Consider the following 22,861-nt stretch of genomic DNA (forward strand, 5'->3'; position numbering starts at 1 on the left):
GTCTGGTGGCAATGGCGGAGGGGAAACACGCGTACCCATCCCGAACACGACCGTTAAGACCTCCAGCGCCGATGATACTTGGGGCGGGAGCCCCTGGGAAAGTAGGACGCCGCCAGGCAAGAGAGCAGAAGAGCTCAGTGCTACATGCACTGGGCTCTTTTGTGCTGGGTGAGACTGTGTGATGAATCATGGACGTCTTCTATCCCTCGTGGTTTATCCAGTCTTGAGCTAACATGCCATAGACAATGTGGTCCACGAAGTGATCGTAGATCCATTCGGCTTGACGAATACAACCCTCGTTTTGGAAGCCTAACCGTTCTGGAATCGCTCTGCTTTTGAGATTGTCAACGGCAGCCCGAATTTCTATCCGGTTCAGCTTGTAATCCCGGAATGCAATGTCGACGACTGCTCGAACGGATTGGGTCATAATCCCATGCCCTTGAAATCGTTCTGCGAGCCAGTATCCAATGCTCGTGTGGCGATTGGTCCAATGGATGCCATGTAACCCGACGCAGCCAGCAAGCTGACCTTTGTACCAAATCCCTGCATGAAATCCATTGTTTTCGGCAAATTGATTCAGCGTTGTTTGAATGAACGAACGTGTGTCGTCGGCTGTTTTGGTCTCATCAACCCAAGGAAGCCATTGTCGCAGGTGATGTCTCGATGTGTCGGTCAACGCAAAAACTTCAACTGCATCTTGTACCGTCAGCAGCTTTAACCGGATGTTGTCGTTGACTGGGTAGTAGAACATGCGAAGCCTCCTTTGCCTCTTGAGTTCGCACCTGCACAGAGGAAGAACCGTTCCGAAAATGTGAACCCCACCAACAGCTCAGTGCGGCAGGGAGGTGGGGTTACCATGGGCTACATGTTCCAGCATTCTGTCAATCACGGCTTGATGTACATCTGGCGGTAAGTGGTGACCGTACCCTTCGTAGGCGTGAACGGTAAACGGTTTTCCGTGCGCCCTCAGTGACTCGCTCATCAATATGGCGTGTCGGAACGGTACCTGGACGTCGGCTGTTCCATGGACGATAAGAACTGGGCAGGGAATGTCCTGTGCCAGTCGGGCAGGGGATCGTTGCTGGTACGCGTCCGGGACCTTTGTGGGAGAACCGCCTACCACGCGCTTGAGCATACGCCGCAGTTCGATTCGCTCCTCGTACGTCCACGCCAAGTCCGCAACGCCGCCCCACAAAATGAGGTGGTGTACGTCACGCGCTGCAATGGTTAACTTGGTTGCATTAATCGATCCACGCGAAAACCCGAGTGCTGAGATGGCGTTGGCCTGAACGAACGGCATCGATTGCAACAAGCGGTACGCTTCCAAGACGTCGTTACAGTCTGCCCCACCAAACTGGTCGCGGCCGGGGTTGCCATACGTACCTCGATACCACGGTGCGATAACGGCGTACCCACGCGCCATAAAGTCGTTGATCCAAGGAATTTTTGCCATGCCCACACGGTTGATGCCGCCTCGGCAATAGACGAGTCCCGGCAAAGAATCGTTTACTGGAACACGGTCTTTCTCTTCGTCCTCGGCTCCTTCAACCACCTCTACAGAAAGGTCAGGGCGGTGCCCATACCTCTGTATCAGCAGTGTCAGGATGTCGTCGCGTTGGACGCGAATCGCACTTGGGATTCCTAAATAGGCTTTTACCAGAAGTTCATCGGATAAGTAGGTCAACTCAAAGATGCCCATGCATCTATCTTACCACTCGTCCCCTGATGCGATGTAATCGTCGGGCGAGTCAGCAACGCCGAGATTCTGTTCATGCACTGTACAGGACGGCCGCACTAGCGCAAGTACCGCCCTGCCGAGCCAGGTACCTGCGAGGCCAAGGAGCAATCCAGTGAGTACCGTGATGGCGTCGACCACCCACCACAGTTTCGTGCCAAAACCCATCATCGCCGACACGGCGGCGGCAGCCGCGTGCATGTGCCCCGTCCGGCTCATCCAAGCGAGTGGTAACCCCCAACCGGCCGCAGAGACCGAAGCGCTGAGAAATGCGGCTACGCCACCACGAACAGGGAGTCCTGTAAGCGCAATACCGACCAGAAACGTCACATACCAGAGACCGAGAATATTCGCATACCAGATGATGCCGAGGCTCACCAACAATATGGCCCAAATCACCCATCGACTGATGTGAACCATCGAATCACCTCCTTCACTCACCATGTCAAGGTTCAAGCTCCCACTCGACGCTTTGGGGTGACCTATCTACGGTGGGAAAGTCTTGCATTGGGTAATACGCACCGTTCCACCAGGCCGTAATGAAATTTGCATACCAGGGGGACAACGGGTTCTCACTCTGGCCCCCGGGATACACACCAAAGCCCTGTTTCGTGCCCCAATCCATGATGAACCGCCAACTGGGCCCCGCTGTCGACAAGTATCCGTCTGCGGAATCCGCCGCATTTACGCTCCAAATGTCCCCGCCGCTCGGAAACGGTCCGTAGCCCAGTTCCGGAACACGCAGGAGAGAGGGGAACTGGCGACTGTGGAGCAATCCCCACGACCGCGCCTTCGGACCCGCTCCGAGGCGTGCCGAGAGCGAACCCACGGCTTCGTGGAAGGACTGCCGCATGACCTCGTTAGCGTCGCGCCGTGTGCCGTTCGGCAAAGAAAAGGCTGCATTGTTCGGGTCTTTTAACGTCCACGCTTCCAAGTCCTCGTTTAAAGAGGCGAGGTTCGGGTTTACTTTGAGGGACGGATCCACCTCGACCGGAACTTTGAAGTGGTCCCACCACGGTTGAAACGTATCTGACAGGTACTGCGTCCAAAACGTCCACCACAGGGCGGCCGCCGGTGAGTCGGAATCCATCCGGTAGTCCCACGATTTCAACAGTGACAACGCACTTTGTTCGTTGCTCGTCAGGGGTTGACCCTTCGCAGCTTCCAAGAGTTTCGGGACCATCAGACTGGCGAGATAATCTCTTGTGTCGTTCTGCAACGACTGCATATCCTTCACGGTCAATCGATCCCAGCGGCTCAGTGTCCGGTAAATTTCATTCGCACGGTACCCGTCGGAGAAGAAGTCGAGGCTCGTTCCGATGTAATATGGGTAGTCCGGCTCTACGACCCGTTGGTTGGCGCTGAAAACGAAGTGTGACGGCGGGGTGTACACCTGCGGGATGTCGTCGAACGGGATGGTTCCACACATGTCAGACTCGCCGGTACCAGGGAGGGGGAGCCACGGACTGCCCTGCTTGATGATGGGTAGTACCCCGCAGAAATGAGGCCAATGTTTCCCGCGTCGTCCGCATACACAAAGTTCTGGGACGGCGCGTGCCAGTCTTTCAGCGCATCTCGGAATTGATGGAAATTGGTTGACCGAATGATGTTCATCATCACCTGGATATCTGGCGATGGGTCGGCACCTATCCAATCGACGGACAGCGTTTGTCCTTTTTGCGTGAGCACAGGACCGTGAACTGTGAGATTCACTGTCAGGTGTTGCGTTTGGCCGCCTTTCACAGGAATGTCGTAGGTGACTTGCCGCTGGCCATTCCAAAAGTACTGACCGGGGTGGTCCGCATCTGTCTTCTCCGCGTAAAAGAAGGTGGCCTGGTTCTGGACGTTCGTCAGGCTCCAACTGATGTGTTCATTGCACCCAATTAAGATGAGCGGCAAGCCAGGGATGCTGACACCCGAGAAGTGGAAGTCGGGCGCGTTGCCCTGAACCTGGTACCAGATGGCCGGGAGAGTTTGGGATAGGTGAGGATCGCCAGCCAAGCGGTTTCCCATTCGCCGTCTTGGTGCCGTCCACGGCCCAGTTGTTGCTGTTAGATCCCTGGTGCACCGCGGGGACCGGCAGGCTCCGCATGCGGTTCTCTACATCCCGCACAGCAGCCAGCTCCGCGTCAGAGATGGGTTGCGCAGTGGGAAGCGGAGAGACGCCACCCGCTTTGTATGGACCTGGATCATACGGGTGTTGTTCATTCGGTGGCAGGACAGGAAACCAGTTCATGGTCCGGTTGTACCCGAGTGACTTTGTTAGCAGTGCATAGTCGAGAGGGGTGTCTGTGTAATCTAAGGTTTGAGTCATGATGCCTTGGATCACGAGACTATCAACGGGTGTCCACGCCTTCGGCTCGTACCCGAGCAACTTGAAGGCGTATGGAAGCTGTCCGGACTGTTTGTCTTCGCTTAGTTTGGCGTTCACGCCTGCCGAGTATGCTGTGAGCGCCTGATAGGCGTCACTGTCCTTGGACATTTGTTCCCATTCCTGCTTGGCCGTGCGGAGTAATCCAAGTTGTAATTCAAAGGTATCCGAGGGAAGCGCTTTCTTGCCGACAACTTGCGAAAACAGCCCTTCGCCTTGACGCCGCATGAGATCCATCTGTGTCAATCGGAAGGTTGCGTGCAGATATCCCATGGTTGCAAACAGATCATGGTTTGTGGATGCGTTGATGTATGCTACGCCGTTCTCATCGAACGCAACAGTGACGGATTTGTCCAGAAACGACAAGTGCAAAGTCTGTGACTTCGGTAGAGTGGCTTCTTTCGCTACGGTCCAAACGCCAGTCCCAGGTTGAACGCAACCCCCAACGCAGGCAAGGGACTGACTCCTTTACCCGCGAGCAACAGGACACCGCCGGAAAATACCATAGCGGCAGCCACATTGAGACTGCGGAGAACGATGGACTGCCTCACGTACTTACCCCACCCATTTCAGCGTTTCGAAGAACACCCATTCATCTATTTTTCTCAATTATATCAGAATTCGACAAAAATCGCGTATCATTTTGAGAATTGTTGATGGTCTTGTCGACGGATCAGTCATCCGAAATCTGGAGAAGACCGAACGGTTGAATTCAGCCTTCATACATGGTACAATGTCTTCTGCACGTTGGATTTGACTGCGCGGAAGTGGCTCAGGGGTAGAGCATCGCCTTGCCAAGGCGAGGGTCGCGGGTTCGAATCCCGTCTTCCGCTCCAGAAGAGGGCCCATAGCTCAGTTGGTTAGAGCGGCCGGCTCATAACCGGTTGGTCCTAGGTTCGAGTCCTAGTGGGCCCACCAAGATGTGTTGACGAAAGATGTTGAAGACCGCGTGATGTCCATGTGTGAGTGGGCACGCGGTCTTTCCGTTTTGGGGGTACGGAAGTCCTGCCGCATGTCCAAAGCGGTTGCTTTGAACGACACGGATGTGTATAATAATCTTTGTCGTTCGGGTGTCGACGGATTTACTACGTCATAAACAACAACAAAATGTGCGGGTGTAGTTCAATGGTAGAACTCCAGCCTTCCAAGCTGGTAGCGTGGGTTCGATTCCCATCACCCGCTCCAAACGAGCGAAATAAACCATCACAGTCAGACAATGATGTTTGGTTGTGGTGGTTTTGTTATTCGGTTGAGCGATTTGCAAAACGCCTCTTTTCACATTTACCTTCATGAAAATTTTTTGCATCTTTGCTTGCTACCCTATTCTTGTTTAGTGACTTTCCATCTGATTGCCATTGCAAACAACGAGATGGCAGCGACTAACAAAAAGAATGCAACGTAATCCTTCAATACAATGCAGACAACCCCAATTGAAGCCAAAACTATCGCACCGATAAAGAATTGCGTTGATGTGCTTTTACCTTTGAAGGCTTTAGAAAATATTGCATAGGCGGACAACACCATCAAAACAAACGCAACAAATGCAATGACTTGGGTGATTGCGAACAGCATTGTTTGTCCTCCTCGAAGGTACTTAGCTTATCAAAACATACGAACTGGGCATCTTTTGAGGAAGGTTTGTTTCAGTCCATACAACAGGTGGTAATACTTCTAGTCCTTGTTGGGTTCCTTTGATCAATTGCATGGCAGGTTGGAAAATGACATTCCGTTCATCTGGAGTAAACCCAATCTCGCAGTATATTGTTATCGTTTCATTCGGGAGAATGGTAAAGCCACTAGATGGCATAGGCCGTGTATTATCGGGGATAGATAAATCCATTGCACTAATCCCACTGATGTAGTGATAGTTAGTAATTGTAAAATCGCCAGCTTGAATTAATTTAACGAATTTGATGGGGGTACTTGTAGTGTTTTTTAGACTAAAATAATAGACCCTCGAAGAAACAAATGAACCTCCACCACCTGCTAATGCTTGCTCCATATCCACCCAACTGACTTGTTTTGAAATCAGAGATGTGCTTACACTCGCATAAGGAAGCGTTTTATGCCATGCATTCGTTGAGATTGTTATTGGCAATTTTGCGTTTTTGATATCACGTGTCACTTTTGCATCGCATTGTGTAGTGAACTCAATCTGATTTTCCGTCTTGTTCGGTTGAGTATGAATGCTTTGAACAGCAATGCCTTGTGATTCTTGTAAAAGTATAGATGTTACTTGGGCATTTTTCGATGGATTTCGACATAGCAAATCGTACTGGAGGGGAATTACAGAGGATGGGTCTGATACTACATTTATAGACCATCCTCCTAAACTCAACCATTGTTCTGGTTTGTTGTCTACCTTCCTCGGTGATGTTGAGCAACCAATCGTCAAAGCAGCGATGGAAGAAAGAAGTAAGATGGTCGCAGATTTTTTTCGCATAGAGTATTCCCCTCCGTGATTTCTCCTTAATGGAGAACTACAGAATGATAGACGTAATGGTCCTATCTACTTGCATCGCAAGTCACTAGAGGTACATTGATTTGTCTCGAAACACGTTGCTCATGTCGAAGCTTTATGCCAGTGTTACATCGCTCGGCCCCCATCCAGCAGGGCCAAGGCTAACTTTCTTCATCGTTTTCCCTTTCCTCTTCATGTTACTAAGAACCGGCACAGAAATGTTGTATATTTTTCGTTCTAGTCTGTAAATTGAGCTAGCATTGCACTTCACTTTATGGGCATTTCCAGAGCTATTTGCGTTACGTTCTTTGCAACGACAATGGATAAGGCGTATCATTCGACATTGTCAGAGGCACATGGTTCAGTTTTCGAAATAGGAGGTTTAGGGATGCCGCTTTATCCGGATATACAAGCGATTCTGGACAAGATCAATGCCGTGCCGCGGCCGCCGCTTGACTCCATTTCGCTTGAAGTATTTCGAAAGCAAGCATTCAGCTTTCCTGCCAAACCCATGGAGGTCAAGGAAGTATATGAGCGCGTCTTGCCGCTGTCAGGACGAGACATTCGCGTACGTGTGTATTTGCCAGATTCGGCAGGACCCGCACCTCGTCCGGCACTGATTTACTATCACGGCGGCGGCTGGGTGACAGGCAACATTGCGAGCCATGATTCGATTTGTCGGGTTTTGGCCAATCTCGGTCAGTGTATCGTGGTCTCGGTGGATTACCGCTTGGCACCTGAGCACAAGTTTCCCGCTGCGGTGCACGATGCATTTGATGCGTTACAGTGGATTGCCGCGCACGCAGATGAGTTCGATATCCATCCACAGCGAATTGCTGTTGGGGGAGACAGTGCAGGAGGTAACCTGGCCGCGGTTGCTTGCGTCATCGCCAAAGAACGTAAGGCGCCACAGGTGAAGTATCAATTTCTGATCTATCCTTCGACTGGATATGCGGAAGAACCGCCCTCCATGCGAGAGAACGGGGAGGGTTACTTGTTGACCCGTGAAATGATGAATTGGTTCCGGAAACACTACTTAAACAACGATGAAGAATTGCTTCACCCTTATGTGGCTCCCATCTTGTACTCTGACTTACGTGGTTTGCCTCCAGCGTTCATTGCTACAGCCCAGTACGATCCGCTGCGGGACGTTGGTCGCGCATACGCGGATAAACTGCGTGAAAACGGAGTTGAAGTCACGTACAAGAACTTCGAGGGACTCATCCACGGATTCGCGAATCTGCACGGCATCGCGCCCAGTGCACAAAAAGCACTGGAGTTTTGTGCTGAGCAGTTGCGGATGGCGATGCATAAATGATGAGCGATTTGCAAAATGGAGAGGCGGTTCCACGAAGGGACCGCCGTTTCGTTATAGCATGTGAGCGACAGAATACAAAATCTATGTCAACTTTGTTTCAATGATTGCTCATTTGTTTTTATCTCCGTGATTCATTTTGGAGTGAAACAGGTACTTATGTGCGACCGTGCGACATCCTAATAAAACGACAACCGTTACCGCGCCAAGTGCAAGCCCTCCTAATTCCATAGTCACACACTCCTCGACTACACCTGAACCAACACGTTCCTCAGAGCCTATACAAGTGGTTCTCACGATGTTCAGATTCAAGGACAGCCTGTTCCTAGAACGGCAGCGTACCACCAAATGATAGATACAGGAGCAAGACATTCAGGGACAATATCACGACTGCACATATTGTCGCTGTGACAGTCACCACCCGCTTGTTCACGAGAACACCCATAATGTCGCGCCGCCTAGTGAAGTAAATGAGAGCTATGATAGGCATCGGCAACACTAAACTCAGAACGACTTGGCTGATGACCAAAGTGTGCGTTGGATCCATGCCAAGTGCAACAATGACGACTGTTGGCAACATGGTGATCACGCGTCGTAGCCACAGTGGAATGGTGAACCCGACAAATCCTTGCATAATCACTTGACCGGCCATCGTCCCCACCGCAGAGCTCGAAATGCCGGATGCCAGCAGAGAAACTAGAAAGACCGCTGCAGACGCTGCTCCGAGGAGAGGCGTCAACGTCTGATATGCAGATGAGATGTCCGCGATTTGCGTACGGCCGGATTGGTGAAAGACCGAAGCGGCCATGAACATCATGGACAGGTTGATGAGCCCAGCGAGGCTCATGGCGATGATGACTTCCTTTGTATGAAAGCGAAAGATACTGCGTCTTTCTGCATCATTGCGTGGAACCACGCGGTTTTGCGTCAGACTGGAGTGTAGATATACAGCGTGTGGCATGACCGTGGCGCCAATAACACCGACAGCCAATAGGACAGAATCGTTGCTTCCGAGCCATGGAACGAGACTGTGATACGCAATCTGACCAACGTCTGGCTTTGCCCAAACCGTCTCGACGACATAACAGGCAGCAATCACGACGACGAAGGCGGCGATGAACTTCTCCAATGGCCTGAAGCCGAAACGTTCAAGGGTCAGGATGAGGTACGTTGTTACACCCGTCAGCAATGTAGCCATCAACATCGGGATGTGAAATAACAAGTTGAGCCCGAGCGTCGCGCCCAGAAACTCTGCGATATCCGTCGCCATTGCAGCAACCTCGGAGAACGCCCACATGACATACGAGAGCCATTTGGGGCAATACTCGCGACACAGCTCTGGAAGGTTTTTACCCGTTGCGATGCCAAGCTTTCCCGACATGTTTTGAATTAACATTGCCATCAAATTCGCCAATACAACAACCCACAACAATTTGTATCCAAACTCCGAACCGCTTTGAATGTTTGTGGCGTAGTTCCCAGGATCGATATACGCGACACAAGCAACGAAGGCAGGACCCAAGAACGGTAACAAAGCTCTAATGCCTTTTCTTTGGTGGGTTATGGATTCTCTAGCCGCCAAGACGGCTTTGGTCTCTTTTTGCATTTGCAGAGACGGTATGCTCATCTAGAACACATCCTTTCCCACTTTTGGTTTTCCTCCAGGACAAAATGTGGATCTCGGGAAAAAGTTTTAGCCGAAGGAAACTTCTATGGAACCATTATACACAGTGACATCAGAAAATTGTCACAGTTCCAGTGGGTATCGGCGAAAAAATTTTCGTTAAGGAAAAAGTGTTGGATGAAGGAAACATATCTGTGGGTCAGAGAAGGTACCAAAACCAAACATGTGGCGATACGCATTTCGAGGAGGTGACTGCCTATGGCCACATTCAGTGTACGCATCATCGGTGGACGCAGAGCGGTAGGTCCGCCCCGACAAAACGCTCAATCGAGCGATTTGGAGAACCACCTAAAGTGGTTCAGCACATATAGGTGATGTGTTTCATTGCTGCCTGAAACACTCCGCAGTGTGCTGAACCAACTGTCATATGTGATTTGCAAACGCATGGTGTGTTTCCCGAATGCCGGAAACCCATATATTGTGCTGAACGAGCTGTGTCTCGTTCGTTTCCAAATCACTGAATACCGGTTTTGTGTTTGAACGCAAAAATTTCCCTAACGGCTTGATGGTATCCGCCAGCCTGTTGAAATGACTTACTCATTTCACTGACGACTTTTCGGAAATCCTGGTTCTTGACCACTTCATCGACCGCTTTCCGAAGTTCGTTCGCTGATAGATTGTCCTTTTGCAATTGAATGCCAGCACCAAGCTCCGCTACACGCCGGGCGATGAAGGGTTGGTCTTTATCATGCGGAATGACGATGAGCGGAACACCGTAAAACAAACCTTCGCTGGTACTGTTCATACCCCCATGTGTGATGAACACTTGAGTCTGCCGAAGGACCTCTGTTTGTGGCACGTAATTTCTGACAATGAAATTGGGAGGTATGTTGCCCAAATCCGAAATGTCCGTGTGCCTTCCTACGGATGCAACCACGGTGTATTCCGTGTCCCCGAGAGCTTCAAAACATATCTTATAGAAGTCCATGACATCGCGAATGACAGTGCCCAACGAGATGTAAATCACCTGTTTATTCTCAAGGTCTAGGTCCCATTTGTCCTGCGATCCGCGTTCTGAGATGGATGGACCTACAAACTTGTACGTGTCATCGAATGATTCACCATGTGGCTGAAACTGCCTGGTGGTATACACAATGGAAAGCGGTGCAGGATTACAGAACACATCGTACGCTGATTCCAGATCTACGCCATATTTTGCGTTCACGGTGGCTAACATTTGTTCAAATTCCGATTCCACTTGGGTATTTATCGATGCAGGGGATTGGCGTGACACGCTGTTCAGTATGAAGTCAAAAGACTGTTTTGTCTGGGCGAATGACGTGCAGGAGTTCACAGCAGGTAAATGCAACATTTGAGCGAGTAAGCGTCCACAACCGAACATGGAATCGTGGATGATATAGTCAAACTCATCCCCCTTTGTTTGCTCGATGACGCTGGGTACGATGACATCAGACGTGCGTAATAGTCCAGTGACCTTATCTAAAATATGATTCGTATTCCCTGCCAAGAATGCGCTCATGAAGGCAGAGTCATCATAGGTGCGCACGATGGCACCCGTTTTCTCAATGCGCGTTCTGAATTGTTCGGTGGTGAAGTAGACAACTTCCTCTCCTTGGCGGATTAATTCCGACACAACCCCCAGCGTTGGGTTAATATGGCCTTCAGCAGGCCCATTGATAAACAAGACCCGAGACATGGAAACCACCTCGTTTTAAGGTTACATCATGAATCGTCAGAGACCTATGCAAACATATTTGTACACAATAGCGCAGTGTAGTTGCAGACATTATACTTAGTGGATATGGAAATTTTACGAATTGTTTGGGTGGAGCCGATCCACCTTCCCACTGTCCCATCGGGTCCACCCATGGACGTTTCATTTAATAGCGATTAATGGCGATGAGGTCTGGGAACCACTGTGCGAACGGAATTGGACTGCAGTCGGGAAGCTCTTGCTCTCTGCGTCTTACATGCTGCGCGACCTCCTGTGCTTACCATAGCACTGGAAGTCTCCGATTGTGAGGACCGCTGTGATGAACCAGGGACCACCGTATACATGGGCATAAAACCGCTCTCCTCTCTTAAACGCTTACGAAGTTAGCTGTCGGATTTGGGCTTAAGAGATTGCCCTACCAGTCAGCAGACTGGATTCACCCCAAAGATTGGTTCCTCCGTTCCCTTTCGGGATTCAGCGCAAGCGACATTCAGTTTTGTAGAGTGTAGCTCGTCCATCATCAAACTTCAAAGACTGATCTCTATAGGAAAGAGGAGGATAAGGCCGAAATTCTCCGGACATTGCCGGACATTTGACCTGTACGTGAATGACCTGTGCCTACCCAAGGTACATCTGCGTGAGTCACTGATACTGTTGGTGGCGCTTTGGCGTGTGGATCATCGAAACTGCCGTTGTATATCATTGACGCCTTACGGGACATGGATATTTATGTTATAAAAAAGAGAAATGCCAGCATGTTAGGGAGGTGTCGATTTGGAATACGTTGAGTCAAAATTCAATTTTGAACGTGGCATACAACACAAAACGGCCAGCGAAATTCAATCGACAATCATCGCCGGCAAAAAATTTGACCATTTCAAAGGACTTTCGATGGTCCTTCTGGGAGCCGTTCTTTGGGGGGTATCTGGTACAGCCGCTCAAGTTTTGTTCCAACGGGACGGATTTGATCCTGGTTGGTTAGTCAGCACGCGGATGAGTGCAAGCGGACTATTGCTACTTCTTGCTGTTGCAATTCGCTCCGGATGTAAGCCCGTATTTTCAGTATGGGGGAATACAAAGGACTCGCTTCGCCTCATTCTCTTCGGAATCCTTGGATTGTTGGGCGTTCAATACTCTTATTTTGCATCCATTCAGTACGGAAACGCCGCGACGGCAACTTTATTGCAGTATTTGGGACCGGTTTTCATCACAGTATATCTGGCGTTTCGGCGACGTAGTATGCCGAATCGGTGGGAGTCCATTGCCGTTGTCTTAGCACTCATCGGGACGTTTTTTCTCGTGACAAACGGTAAATGGCAGGGGCTTTCTGTTTCCACGCCTGCTGTCGTGTGGGGACTGATCTCGGCCCTGACGTTATCTTTCTATACTTTGTATCCGAAAGGGTTGCTGCAAAGCTACGGGTCTGCAACCACGCTTGGCTGGGCTATGGTGATTGGTGGGCTTGTCATGGCCTTCAAGAATCCTCCGTGGCACTTTGTCGGATACAGTTCATTCGGTGCGTGGTGGCTTGTTGGGTTTGTCGTATTGTTCGGGACGCTGATTCCGTTTTACCTGTATATCTCCAGCTTGAACTACATTTCAGCCTCAGAAGCGAGCCTTCTGGCGTGTGGCGAGCCGCTTTCAGCCGCGATTGTGGCCATGGCATTTTTGCACGTGAACATGGGGGCATTCGCTGTATTCGGAGGACTGTGCATCCTGGCGACAGTGGTCATACTGGCCCGAAAGAGCTCTGCATGATGCGGGAGCGATACAGAACAAGGTGAACGGACAAAGTGCCTACCACGAAGACCGCCTTAGAGAAGATTCTAGGCGGTCATTTTTAGATCAGCGATTTGCAAAGTACCGACGAATCCCTGGTTCTACCTCTGGGCCTGACCACTGCTCTGCGATACAATCCTATGTGTTGAGAAGGAAAAAAGGTTGGGTGCAGCTGTGAGAATTCTCTTGGTCGAAGATGAGAAACCGTTGGCTGACGCGCTCATGCAATTGTTCCGCGACAGCCGATACCTTGCTGACGTGGCCTACGATGGAGAAACCGGGCTTGACCTGGCTCTGACCAACAGCTACGACGTGCTAGTGTTGGACATTATGCTTCCTCGATTAAACGGACTGGAGATTGTACGCAAAGTCAGAGCGGAGAAACTGGACGTTCCGATTTTGTTGTTAACTGCACGGGATGCCGTCGACGACAGGGTGCAAGGACTGGACGCGGGAGCTGACGATTACCTCGTCAAACCGTTTGCCAACAAAGAACTGCTGGCACGTCTGCGTGCCCTGACCCGGCGAACCGGCAGCTTAGCCGGGACGGATATCATGCAAGTCGGCCCCTTCACCATTGACTTGTCATCCCGAACTGCGAAGCGGGGCGACCACCCCCTCTCCCTCACCAGCAAAGAGTTCCAAATGCTAGAACTGTTCATGCGCAACCACGGCAAGGTTCTTTCGAAAAAATTGATTCTCGACAGGATTTGGGGCCCGGATGCGTCGGTGATGAGCAACGCAGTAGAAAATTACGTGCACTTCTTGCGCAAAAAGATTGACGTGCCCGGTCACCACTCTTACATTGAAACCGTCCGTGGCGTCGGTTATGTGTTCAAAATCCCATCTTCCTAGCAACGCAACCATTACGACGGGGAAGGGGTACCCTTTCATTTTGATTCCAAACAGGTAGGAGCCTTTTACCGTGTTCAATCGCATCCAAGTCCGTTTGACATTGCTTACTGTAGGGATTTTTTTAGCGCTCTACATGGTTTCCTCGTTTGCTATATACGGAATCCTGCGGCAAGTCGTTCTGCATGCTGTTGATGTGGAGTTATCCGGCATTGTTCGCCAGGTGGAGCATCAGAAACCCCCTGCTGTGATGAAATACCTACCATCCGGTATCTACGCCATTGTCGTCAAGCCAGGCCAGTTCGTCTCCAATGCTACACCTGATTTGGCCGCCAAATTGCAGATCCTCATTCAGCGACATCAGTATCGGCACTTTACGGCCAACTTGAATCAACAAGGTGCGGTCTACCGCGTGAATTTCGTGCCATTACAAACGTTGTGAAGCAAAACCAGGTTGGGTATATCGTCACCGCCACCAACGTAGCTCGAGAAATGGCTGTCTTACACCGCCTCCAAAGCGTGCTGCTTCGAGTTGGCGCTTTGGGCACGCTCATTGCTATGTTGGCTGGGTTTTTCCTCGCTGGGCGGGCTATGCGCCCCATTCGCCAGGCTTGGCAACGACAGATCCAATTCGTTGCAGATGCTTCCCACGAATTGCGAACGCCATTGGCTGTCATTCAATCCAACTTAGACATTGTATTGGATCACTCGGATCAATCCGTTTTGGATAACTTGGAGTGGATTAACAACGCGCATCGCGAGGCACGGCGACTAGCCAAACTTGTGGAGGATTTGTTAACACTTGCGCGCAGCGATTCTCAGACCGCTACGGTACAACGACAGCCGGTAGATCTTACGAAACTTGTACAGCATGTGGTGGAACTGTTTGAGACCATCGCGATGGCGAAACGGTTGGAACTGGAAGCGGATCTGCCTGGGGAAATCCATATCATGGGCGATCCCGATAGACTGCATCAGCTTTTCGTGATTTTGTTGGACAACGCATGCAAGTACACCCCTGAAGGTGGTAAGGTGCGAGTCACCGTTGCGTTAGAGAGGAACATAGCTGTGGTACAGATAGAGGATACGGGTCAAGGCATCGCGGAGGCGGATGTGAACCGGGTCTTTGAGCGGTTTTTCCGGGCGGATGAGGCGCGTCATCGGGGGACTGGCGGTGTGGGCCTAGGCCTCGCCATTGCCAAGTGGATTGTCGAGGCACACCAAGGAAAAATCATGTTGCAAAGCAAACTTGGAGAAGGTACGCGAGTGACAGTGAAGCTGCCGGTTCGCTCGGCTGAACATGCACAGCGGCCGTCGCTGTAAATGTCAATGACTCCGGATGAACGCATCCGGAGTCATTGATGATGATGCGTTAATTGCTGGTCGTCGTGATGGTTGCCGGTGCAGTCGTGTCTTCCTCGTCCTGTGTAAACCAATGGCTCTTTGAGAGAATCTTATCGATTTTTCCATTCACTTTTGCATCAATCACAGAACTAAGCTCGTCCTTCAACGTATTTGGAGACACGCCTTGCGCTTGCGCAATGGAATTGATGGATTGACCGGATTTCAGCTTGGAGACGAGTTGTGGAACGGTCATGTGCAGATCTTTTGCAACAAGCTGTAAAAAGTGAACTCTGGTTTCAAATACCCTTCCATGTTGAAGTAGGTGCTTGTCTGCAGCAATCTGTGGAAGTCTTGCATCGATTCTTGCCTCAATTGTCGACTCTTGAGCTTCGGTGATACGCTTATCAATCACTGGTTGCTCCAATGCGGAGTGAACCAGAGACTTCAGTTCGGTTTGCAGATTCGCCTCCGAGATGTTATGTGCTTTTGCAATATCATCTAACGACTGCCCATTGGCCAAATCTTTATGTAACTCCTGTGGAGTTACATGTAAATATGTTGCTAAGGACGGCAATGACTTCTTGATGACAAAGCGTTGAAAATGAAAATCATGGTCACCATCATTATTGTTTGCCTGTGCCGCTGGCGTCGATGATGATGCTGTTGACGGAGACGAGCTTCCAGTGTTGGCGAACGCGTTAAAAGCGAACATTCCAGCACCAACTAAAAAACCACACGCGGCACTGGATACTACCACTAATTTGCCTTTTGTTACATTCACAAGCTATCACTCCTTCAACTTTTGATGTCCAGCGATTTGAAAAATAACTTCGAACCACGCTAGAGGAATTTTGCAAATCGCCGATGCCATGCATTTTATCCGCAAAACGTTGAAAGAACATTGAAGACAAGCGTCGCGCACCTCGATAGCGCGTAGCAATACGAAGCCACAACCGTAATCAATGCCCCAATACCCCTAAAACTGGAGTGCATTCTCCCTAAAAGTAGGGATGCTCATTTATCCCCAGATCCAATATGTTATTGGTGAACAGGATGTCTCTCCACAGCGATGGTTGAAACTGAAGAAGGTAGATAGGATACGAGTACTTGAGGAGGACTGCGAATGGAAGTGTTTACAGACGAGTGGGCGAAGACGTGGCAGGTCGAATTGAACAAAAGTGAGCAATACCGGACTTCTGCGACGACATGGGAGTGGCCCCTTGCACTCAAAATGCAGCGAGATCCATCTGTCGGGGTGCCGGAGGATAGGGCGATTCTGTTGGATCTGTATCACGGCCAGTGCAGAGATGCGAGGGTAGTGTCCACTGAAGACCTGAGTTCTGCGACGTACGTCATCAGTGCGGATCCATATACGTGGAAACAGATTTTTGAAAGAAAACTGGAGCCGATCTCATCTATTATGCGAGGCAAACTGGCCCTTGAAAAAGGAAACATGTCCACCTTGTCACAGTACGTGATGGCTGCCAAGCACTTGGTCGAATGTGCCCTCAGCGCAGGCGGAGAGATGCCGGAGGGATTGAAATGAAAGCGGTAACGTTTCAGGGTGTGCAAAACATTCAGGTCGAGCGGGTGGATGATCCATCCATTCTGGATCCAGCGGACGCCATTCTTCGCATCACCACGGCAGCCATTTGCGGCTCCGATTTGCACCTTTATCATGGTCAGATTCCTGGAATGCTGCCGGGGATGGTCATCGGACACGAATACGTTGGTGTGGTAGAAGAGGTTGGGGCGCAGGTTCGCGCCTTTCGTCCGGGCGACCGGGTTGTGGGCACCTTTCATGTCGGTTGTGGAACGTGCCTGTCGTGTAGGAGAGGTGATTTCCACCAATGTCAGTCCGGCGGTGTGTTAGGTTACGGAATGGCGTTTGGAAATCTAAACGGAACGCAAGCCGAGTACGCACGGATTCCGTACGCCGATTATTCGCTGCGCAAGGTACCGGACGGGTTGACCGACGAACAAGCATTGTTCTCCGGGGACATTTTGACGACTGCATACGGTGCGGTGATGAACAGCGGTTTGAAACCTGGTGAAACTGTGGCTGTCATCGGGTGTGGACCGGTAGGCATGATGGCGATTCAGAGCGCATTTGCGCTCGGTGCCGCGCGTGTCATTGCCATCGACTTGATGAGGGAGCGAACCGAGATGGCCGCTGCAGTGGGAGCCATTCCGGTATGGTCCGCACACGTCAATCCTGTCTCGCGCATCAATGAACTGACGCATGGCGAAGGTGTCGACGTTGCGATTGAGGCGGTGGGTGGCTCCGCGACCATTCGCCTGGCGTTCGATTTGGTACGCGGGGGCGGAAGGATCTCGGCGATAGGGGTAACGTCGGAAGAGACGTTCGAGTTTCCACTCGTGACTAGTTTGGCGAAGGACATTACGTTCCGAGTGGGCGTTGCGAATATCCACCGAGACATCGATACCACGTTGGCCCTCGTACAGTCGGGGCGGATTGATCCAACAGTGGTGGTGAGTCACAGGCTGCCGCTAGACCAGGCCGCTGAAGGATATCGCCTGTTTGCGAGCAGAGAGGCCAGTAAAGTTCTCTTTACCGTCGACTGAACGGGCACCTCTCAAACGTCAGGATAGGCAGCGTTTGGATGCAAAATTTCTTTACCAGCAGTTAAATTGTTTAATTATTCAGTCTAATGGAGGGGTACGGAATGCGTGTGACGCAAACGACAACTGAACGAGGATTGAATCAATCGATACTGCCAATGCGCCTGTATCAGAAGGCGAAAAAGTTGGGCATCTGGGATCCACGGGATATTGACCTAACGCAAGATAAGGAAGATTGGAAGGGATTGTCGGACGCGGAACAGCAATATGTTCTCAGGTTGTGCTCCATGTTTCAGGCCGGTGAGGAAGCGGTCACAAGGGATCTTCTGCCGCTCGTCCGCGTGATCTCGTTGGAAGGTCGACTCGAAGAAGAAATGTATCTGACGACATTCTTGTGGGAAGAGGCAAAACACACGGAAATGTTTCGCTTATTCCTGGACGATGTCGTGGGGGTAAAACGGGATATCACGGAGTTTCACGGTGAGAACTACAAGAAAATCTTTTACGAGTTTCTGCCGGAAGCGATGGAGGCATTGATTCAAGATCAGTCACCCGAGGCGCAGGCCAAAGCATCGGTCACCTATAACATGATTGTCGAGGGGACGCTGGCAGAGACCGGTTACCACGCTTTCTACACCTCGTTGAAGCGGCTGAACAAGATGCCCGGTTTGATATCTGCTATCGATTATTTAAAGAAGGATGAATCTCGCCACATTGGCTATGGAACCTATCTTTTATCCCGTCTCATCTGTGAGAACGAAAACATCTGGGATGTGGTCAACAGCCACATGGAGACATTGTTGCCGTACGCCATCGGGGTTGTGAACGAAATCATTACTCCAGATGAAAACATGCCCTTTGGTTTAAACATTGACGAGTTTATCAACTTTGCAATGAAACAGTTCCAATTCCGGATGGATACGCTGGAACGAGCGCGGACGCGAAACGTGGACGAAATCTACCTCATCAGCGAAGAGTCTGTAGGAGTTCTGCGATAAGGGCGTGATGGACTGTGCTTTGCGGACTCTGCCACGTGGATAGGTGTGGACATTGGAAATGGAGGAACGTGATTTGACAAGTATATTTTCGACCACGTTGGAATCAGCGTTTGTCAGCGATACCGTCCGAAAGTTTTTGCTAGACGGCCCCAAAAAGTTGTTGATTGGCGGAAAATGGGTCGACGGGCAGTTAGGACGCACGTTTCACAGTATCGATCCAGCCACTGGACAGCCGCTTGCCGAGATTTGCGAAGCCGGGGAAGAAGACGTCCATCTGGCAGTACAGGCTGCACGTACCGCTTTGGATGGTCCGTGGCGAAATGTGAGTCCGGCTGAACGGGGGCGCTTGCTTTGGCAATTAGCTGACTTGATTGAACAGCATAGTGAGGAACTCAGCCAACTAGAATCCTTGGATACCGGCAAGCCGGTGACCGAAACGTCGTTCGTGGACATCGCCTTTACGGTGGACCATTTCCGGTACTTTGCCGGATGGACGACCAAGATCACCGGGGAAACGTTACCCGTGTCATTTCCAGGCAGTTACCTGACATACACGCGGCGCGAGCCGATTGGTGTGGTGGGCGCCATCGTTCCGTGGAACTTTCCGTTGATGATTACGTCTTGGAAGCTAGCCCCTGCATTGGCGTGTGGAAACACGGTTGTCCTGAAACCGTCGGAGATGACGCCGCTTACCGCCATTCGCTTGGGTGAGCTGGTGATGGAAGCAGGCTTCCCGCCCGGTGTGGTCAACATCGTCCCCGGCTACGGACAATCTGCTGGCGCAGCGTTGTCGAAGCATCCAGGTGTCGACAAAATTACGTTCACCGGTTCGACTCGCGTTGGAAGAGACATTTTACAAAACTCTTCTACGAATTTTAAACGCGTCTCCCTGGAGCTAGGGGGTAAGTCACCGAACATCGTGTTTCCGGATGCTGATATGGACGCGGTTGCGGGTGGAATCATGATGAGCATTTTCTTCAACCAAGGAGAGGTGTGTTGCGCCGGTTCGAGACTCTATTTGCATAAGCGGATATATGACCAGGTGCTTGCAAAAGTTTGCGAACGCGCGCAAGCCATTCGTCAAGGCGTCGGAGTCGATCCGTCGACGCAAATGGGGCCATTGGTGAGCGAAGCGCACATGCAAAGAGTACTGAGCTATATCGAGAAAGGAAGGGCGGAAGGCGGCAAAGTTCTCACCGGTGGGACAAAGAACTCGGACCAAGGATACTTTGTCCAGCCGACGGTTCTGGAGGCAACCGATGATATGTTTGTTGCGCGCGAGGAGATTTTTGGCCCGGTTTTGGCCGTGATGCCCTTCGAAGATGTATCGGATGTGGTGCAGCGAGCGAATCACACCGAGTACGGTTTGGCAGCCGGAGTGTGGTCAAGCGATGTGAAAACGGCGTTGCAAGTGGCTCACGCGCTGAAAGCCGGCACAGTCTGGGTAAACGGTTACAGTCTGTTGGATCCGGTGAGCCCGTGGGGCGGATTTAAACAAAGCGGCATTGGCCGAGAAATGGGTCGATATGCACTGGAGCACTTTACGGAAGTGAAAAGCGTGTGGCTGAATCTCACGTGAACGATTTGCAAAACGACCTGAGGTGCCGAGAATCCCACTTGATGCAGAAGGAGGCGAGACAATGATGGGTACGGCGGTTCAAACCGAAGAGCGTCCAAACTTGGACCAATCCGAACAGAACATTGAACGGCTGCGGTCAAAGATCACCAAACGGCAACGGTTACGAAAAATCATCACCACAGTGAGTAAGCATGGCATCATGCACCTATTGGCAGACCGAAGCCGCGACGATGTAAAAAAGCAGCGTTTACTTGGTGAGCGCTTGAGAAAAGCGTTCGAGGAACTCGGCCCGACCTTCATCAAACTGGGGCAAGTCATTATGACGCGCCAGGAGTTACTGCCTGAGGCAGTTACGACGGAACTCGCCAAGCTGCTGGATGACGTCACTCCAATGCCCTTTGAATACATGGCCGTATACCTCGAACGCGAACTGCCGGATGGCCTTCAAACGTTCAAGTGGATTGACACGGATCCGATTGGATCCGCGTCACTGGCGCAGGTTTACAAGGCGGAATTACAAGATGGGAGAACCGTTGCAGTCAAGGTTGTACGTCCTGTTGTCGATAAGTTGTTTCAGGTCGATATCTCGGTCATTAAACGTTTGGTTCGGCGAGTCGAGAAACTGTTACCTGACAACTTAGCTGCCGCACTGGATCTCAGCGGTTTAATTTCAGATTATTACAGCAGTTCTGTCGAAGAGTTGGATATGCGGACGGAACGTCGCTCGATGGACGAACACAGAGTTTTCATGGACGAATTTGAGACGATTGACGTACCAGAGGTGTACTTTGCTTCTGAACACGTCCTCGTCATGCAATATATCGATGGGTGGAATCTCAAGGAGTTCCCGGTCGACTTTCTCACGTTTGAAGAGCGGCTGGAACGCATGGTGGACCTCGCGCACTACTACATTAAAACCTTTGTGCAGGGGTACTATCACGCGGACCCGCACGGCTCCAACATCATGATTGATCGCTCTTCAAAGAAGGCGTATATCATCGACTGGGGCATGGTCGGTCGCATGGATGCCATACACACCGAAGCGATTTTTCGCATGCTCTTGCATACACGGGTCAATCAAGCCGAGGATGCGGCAGAAGCTGCCTTGGATTTGTTTCAGCCGACGAAATTCACGGATCGGGTGAATTTGAAAGACCAATTGCGGTCGCTCTTCATTCATTACGTAACGAGTAATCAAGCGAGTAAATACAACTGGGGCAATCTGATTTTGAGTCTGATTTTGATTGGCATGAAAAACTACTGTCGTGTTCCCACGGGACTCGCTTTGTGGGCGAAAGGATTTTCGGCAGCCGAAGGGACTGCGCGCTGGCTCTGTCCGGAGATATCCTACCACACGGTGGTTGAAACAGCGGATGTTCAGTTACTCCGGCAATGGTTTCAACGACGCTTCAATTACCGGGCGAGCGCTTCACTTCTTGCTGAATCCACGAAATTGGTTACCTCACTACCACGGCGTCTCAACATGATTCTTGAACATCTGGCATGGAATGACATGACGTTCACCGTGGAAAACAGGGTTTCGCCGAGCACATTAAAATCCTTTCAAAAAATGGTGAATCGATTGGTGATGGCTGGAATCGTTATTGCGTTGCTCGTGGCCGGTTCGTTGTTAATGAGCGTTGCGTTACGGACGCCAAACGGTGGGGCTGTTGAAGCGATGTCGTCAGCGATGTTGTGGTCAGGCGTTATCCTGGGTGCGTTCACACTGTGGAGCGTTTTTCGTTCCAGGCGTACTTGACAGATGGTTAGAAGTTGATGGGGCAGGGCTTTTGTCGTCAGGCCATCCATCAAAAAGAAGCGTTTGAGCGAACGAAATGGTGTTTGAGGGAGGAATGCGAGATGAAGTACCGGTTTCGGGTGTTCATCGGTGCGCTTCTGGGCGCTTTCGCGATGGTTGGGGCTATGTTAGCTGGCGTTCTCAATGGTGGTGTGGCGCTCGCGTTACCTCTGGCTGGGGTGGGAACCTTTACGATTGAGGCGAGTCAAATCAATATTACCCACTTTCGGTTGTTGCCTCGGATTGGCCAGCTCTCTTCAGACGGATCCAACGTTCCAGAAACGCAGGTGTCATTGGATTGTACGATTGAAAACTTGAAACTGTATAAGGACGTACCCGTGCCGGGCGGCGGAAAGATTCGTGTGCTGATTCAGACGAATAAGGAGGTTCATGCGAACGGTATGGTCATGAACATGGCTGCATTGCAGGCGCTGGCAGCATTTAAGCAACTGACGATTGGCCAAAACGGAGAGGCTTCGAGCGCTGTACAAGAATTTTCGTTATCAGCACCTCAACTTACCTTGGTGAATCCGCACATCCAAACGACTTACCTATATACCAACAGCATTACATTGCCAGGGTTGTCAGTGAGTGTATCGCCAACACATTAACTTCAGTCAGCGATTTTCAAAACGCGAGCAACAACTCTTCGTGCTGAACTATTTCAGAGGAATTTGCACATCGGAG

Annotated in this window: 20 protein-coding genes, 3 tRNA genes, 1 rRNA gene, 1 pseudogene and 1 riboswitch; of the genes and pseudogenes, 15 read left to right on the top strand and 10 right to left on the bottom strand. The window is 50.8% G+C overall.

What is annotated here, in order from left to right; all coding sequences use genetic code 11:
* Position 1 precedes the first annotated feature (1 nt).
* Positions 2-118: ribosomal RNA gene (rrf, locus tag YWK_RS0106250) — 5S ribosomal RNA — on the top strand.
* 81 nt (positions 119-199) lie between these two features.
* Here the strand turns inward: rrf and YWK_RS0106255 are convergent.
* The 5 genes and pseudogenes from YWK_RS0106255 to YWK_RS21820 form a co-directional block, all read right to left on the bottom strand.
* Positions 200-751, bottom strand: a complete 552-nt coding sequence (locus YWK_RS0106255) for a GNAT family N-acetyltransferase (protein ID WP_026964122.1) — start codon at positions 749-751, stop codon at positions 200-202.
* A 78-nt stretch (positions 752-829) separates the two neighbouring features.
* Positions 830-1,699 carry an alpha/beta hydrolase family protein gene (locus YWK_RS0106260; protein ID WP_026964123.1) on the bottom strand — a complete coding sequence of 290 codons (870 nt, stop codon included), beginning with the start codon at positions 1,697-1,699 and terminating at the stop codon, positions 830-832.
* 9 nt (positions 1,700-1,708) lie between these two features.
* Positions 1,709-2,155, bottom strand: a complete 447-nt coding sequence (locus tag YWK_RS0106265; RefSeq protein ID WP_026964124.1) for a hypothetical protein — start codon at positions 2,153-2,155, stop codon at positions 1,709-1,711.
* A gap of 25 nt (positions 2,156-2,180) precedes the next feature.
* Positions 2,181-4,478, bottom strand: a pseudogene (locus tag YWK_RS22835) (penicillin acylase family protein).
* Between the two features lie 32 nt (positions 4,479-4,510).
* Positions 4,511-4,657 carry a hypothetical protein gene (locus tag YWK_RS21820; protein ID WP_156909052.1) on the bottom strand — a complete coding sequence of 49 codons (147 nt, stop codon included), beginning with the start codon at positions 4,655-4,657 and terminating at the stop codon, positions 4,511-4,513.
* Positions 4,658-4,867: 210 nt separating this feature from the next.
* On the opposite strand from YWK_RS21820, the gene YWK_RS0106275 reads away from it, so the two are divergent.
* The 3 genes from YWK_RS0106275 to YWK_RS0106285 all read left to right on the top strand — a co-directional run bounded on the left by YWK_RS0106275 (position 4,868) and on the right by YWK_RS0106285 (position 5,291).
* A tRNA-Gly gene (locus tag YWK_RS0106275) sits at positions 4,868-4,942 on the top strand.
* Between the two features lie 5 nt (positions 4,943-4,947).
* A tRNA-Ile gene (locus tag YWK_RS0106280) sits at positions 4,948-5,024 on the top strand.
* A 193-nt stretch (positions 5,025-5,217) separates the two neighbouring features.
* A tRNA-Gly gene (locus tag YWK_RS0106285) sits at positions 5,218-5,291 on the top strand.
* Between the two features lie 135 nt (positions 5,292-5,426).
* Here YWK_RS0106285 and YWK_RS0106290 read toward each other — a convergent pair.
* Complete coding sequence (locus tag YWK_RS0106290) at positions 5,427-5,678, bottom strand: hypothetical protein (protein WP_026964125.1); 252 nt, start codon at positions 5,676-5,678, stop codon at positions 5,427-5,429.
* A gap of 22 nt (positions 5,679-5,700) precedes the next feature.
* Entirely contained in the window at positions 5,701-6,549 is an 849-nt protein-coding gene (locus YWK_RS21825; RefSeq protein WP_156909053.1) for a hypothetical protein, read from the bottom strand.
* A gap of 406 nt (positions 6,550-6,955) precedes the next feature.
* On the opposite strand from YWK_RS21825, the gene YWK_RS0106295 reads away from it, so the two are divergent.
* Positions 6,956-7,885, top strand: a complete 930-nt coding sequence (locus tag YWK_RS0106295; RefSeq protein ID WP_026964126.1) for an alpha/beta hydrolase — start codon at positions 6,956-6,958, stop codon at positions 7,883-7,885.
* Positions 7,886-8,207: 322 nt separating this feature from the next.
* Here YWK_RS0106295 and YWK_RS0106300 read toward each other — a convergent pair whose 3' ends face one another.
* The gene (locus YWK_RS0106300) at positions 8,208-9,509 is read right to left on the bottom strand and encodes an Nramp family divalent metal transporter (RefSeq protein ID WP_026964127.1); all 1,302 of its coding nucleotides are present in this window, start codon (positions 9,507-9,509) and stop codon (positions 8,208-8,210) included.
* A gap of 511 nt (positions 9,510-10,020) precedes the next feature.
* Positions 10,021-11,223 carry a macrolide family glycosyltransferase gene (locus YWK_RS0106305; protein WP_026964128.1) on the bottom strand — a complete coding sequence of 401 codons (1,203 nt, stop codon included), beginning with the start codon at positions 11,221-11,223 and terminating at the stop codon, positions 10,021-10,023.
* 375 nt (positions 11,224-11,598) lie between these two features.
* Positions 11,599-11,731: riboswitch (cyclic di-AMP (ydaO/yuaA leader) on the bottom strand.
* Between the two features lie 284 nt (positions 11,732-12,015).
* Here YWK_RS0106305 and YWK_RS0106310 point away from each other — a divergent pair.
* The 4 genes from YWK_RS0106310 to YWK_RS18605 all read left to right on the top strand — a co-directional run bounded on the left by YWK_RS0106310 (position 12,016) and on the right by YWK_RS18605 (position 15,195).
* On the top strand, positions 12,016-12,999 hold the full coding sequence (locus YWK_RS0106310; RefSeq protein WP_245578525.1) for a DMT family transporter: 984 nt from the start codon (positions 12,016-12,018) through the stop codon (positions 12,997-12,999).
* 195 nt (positions 13,000-13,194) lie between these two features.
* Positions 13,195-13,875, top strand: coding sequence for a response regulator transcription factor (locus YWK_RS0106315; RefSeq protein WP_026964130.1), 681 nt, complete (start codon positions 13,195-13,197; stop codon positions 13,873-13,875).
* 70 nt (positions 13,876-13,945) lie between these two features.
* Positions 13,946-14,314, top strand: a complete 369-nt coding sequence (locus YWK_RS0106320) for a hypothetical protein (protein ID WP_026964131.1) — start codon at positions 13,946-13,948, stop codon at positions 14,312-14,314.
* Positions 14,311-15,195, top strand: a complete 885-nt coding sequence (locus YWK_RS18605; protein WP_051375259.1) for a sensor histidine kinase — start codon at positions 14,311-14,313, stop codon at positions 15,193-15,195. Before YWK_RS0106320 ends, YWK_RS18605 begins: the two co-directional genes overlap by 4 nt.
* Positions 15,196-15,244: 49 nt before the next feature.
* Here YWK_RS18605 and YWK_RS0106330 read toward each other — a convergent pair whose 3' ends face one another.
* Complete coding sequence (locus tag YWK_RS0106330; protein WP_156909054.1) at positions 15,245-15,997, bottom strand: hypothetical protein; 753 nt, start codon at positions 15,995-15,997, stop codon at positions 15,245-15,247.
* Between the two features lie 342 nt (positions 15,998-16,339).
* Here YWK_RS0106330 and YWK_RS0106335 point away from each other — a divergent pair, with 342 nt between their 5' ends.
* The 6 genes from YWK_RS0106335 (at position 16,340) to YWK_RS0106360 (ending at position 22,785) form a co-directional block, all read left to right on the top strand.
* Entirely contained in the window at positions 16,340-16,762 is a 423-nt protein-coding gene (locus tag YWK_RS0106335) for an SCP2 sterol-binding domain-containing protein (protein ID WP_035466261.1), read from the top strand.
* A complete protein-coding gene (locus YWK_RS0106340; RefSeq protein WP_026964134.1) occupies positions 16,759-17,802 on the top strand; it encodes an alcohol dehydrogenase family protein in 1,044 nt (347 codons plus the stop codon). Before YWK_RS0106335 ends, YWK_RS0106340 begins: the two co-directional genes overlap by 4 nt.
* 101 nt (positions 17,803-17,903) lie before the next feature.
* Positions 17,904-18,797 (top strand): R2-like ligand-binding oxidase, encoded by an 894-nt coding sequence (locus tag YWK_RS0106345; RefSeq protein ID WP_026964135.1) that lies wholly within the window; start codon positions 17,904-17,906, stop codon positions 18,795-18,797.
* 82 nt (positions 18,798-18,879) lie between these two features.
* Positions 18,880-20,376 carry an aldehyde dehydrogenase family protein gene (locus YWK_RS0106350; RefSeq protein ID WP_026964136.1) on the top strand — a complete coding sequence of 499 codons (1,497 nt, stop codon included), beginning with the start codon at positions 18,880-18,882 and terminating at the stop codon, positions 20,374-20,376.
* A 61-nt stretch (positions 20,377-20,437) separates the two neighbouring features.
* Complete coding sequence (locus YWK_RS0106355; RefSeq protein WP_245578526.1) at positions 20,438-22,135, top strand: ABC1 kinase family protein; 1,698 nt, start codon at positions 20,438-20,440, stop codon at positions 22,133-22,135.
* A 101-nt stretch (positions 22,136-22,236) separates the two neighbouring features.
* A complete protein-coding gene (locus tag YWK_RS0106360) occupies positions 22,237-22,785 on the top strand; it encodes a DUF6230 family protein (RefSeq protein WP_026964138.1) in 549 nt (182 codons plus the stop codon).
* Positions 22,786-22,861 lie beyond the last annotated feature (76 nt).

This window comes from Alicyclobacillus pomorum DSM 14955, assembly GCF_000472905.1.
GTDB lineage: Bacteria > Bacillota > Bacilli > Alicyclobacillales > Alicyclobacillaceae > Alicyclobacillus_A > Alicyclobacillus_A pomorum.

What these genes read in the sequence shown, in the direction of transcription:
- YWK_RS0106255 (WP_026964122.1), bottom strand. Translation starts at nt 751, where the DNA reads ATGTTCTACTACCCAGTCAACGACAACATCCGGTTAAAGCTGCTGACG.
- YWK_RS0106260 (WP_026964123.1), bottom strand. Translation starts at nt 1,699, where the DNA reads ATGGGCATCTTTGAGTTGACCTACTTATCCGATGAACTTCTGGTAAAA.
- YWK_RS0106265 (WP_026964124.1), bottom strand. Translation starts at nt 2,155, where the DNA reads ATGGTTCACATCAGTCGATGGGTGATTTGGGCCATATTGTTGGTGAGC.
- YWK_RS0106290 (WP_026964125.1), bottom strand. Translation starts at nt 5,678, where the DNA reads ATGCTGTTCGCAATCACCCAAGTCATTGCATTTGTTGCGTTTGTTTTG.
- YWK_RS21825 (WP_156909053.1), bottom strand. Translation starts at nt 6,549, where the DNA reads ATGCGAAAAAAATCTGCGACCATCTTACTTCTTTCTTCCATCGCTGCT.
- YWK_RS0106295 (WP_026964126.1), top strand. Translation starts at nt 6,956, where the DNA reads ATGCCGCTTTATCCGGATATACAAGCGATTCTGGACAAGATCAATGCC.
- YWK_RS0106300 (WP_026964127.1), bottom strand. Translation starts at nt 9,509, where the DNA reads ATGAGCATACCGTCTCTGCAAATGCAAAAAGAGACCAAAGCCGTCTTG.
- YWK_RS0106305 (WP_026964128.1), bottom strand. Translation starts at nt 11,223, where the DNA reads ATGTCTCGGGTCTTGTTTATCAATGGGCCTGCTGAAGGCCATATTAAC.
- YWK_RS0106335 (WP_035466261.1), top strand. Translation starts at nt 16,340, where the DNA reads ATGGAAGTGTTTACAGACGAGTGGGCGAAGACGTGGCAGGTCGAATTG.
- YWK_RS0106340 (WP_026964134.1), top strand. Translation starts at nt 16,759, where the DNA reads ATGAAAGCGGTAACGTTTCAGGGTGTGCAAAACATTCAGGTCGAGCGG.
- YWK_RS0106345 (WP_026964135.1), top strand. Translation starts at nt 17,904, where the DNA reads ATGCGTGTGACGCAAACGACAACTGAACGAGGATTGAATCAATCGATA.
- YWK_RS0106355 (WP_245578526.1), top strand. Translation starts at nt 20,438, where the DNA reads ATGATGGGTACGGCGGTTCAAACCGAAGAGCGTCCAAACTTGGACCAA.
- YWK_RS0106360 (WP_026964138.1), top strand. Translation starts at nt 22,237, where the DNA reads ATGAAGTACCGGTTTCGGGTGTTCATCGGTGCGCTTCTGGGCGCTTTC.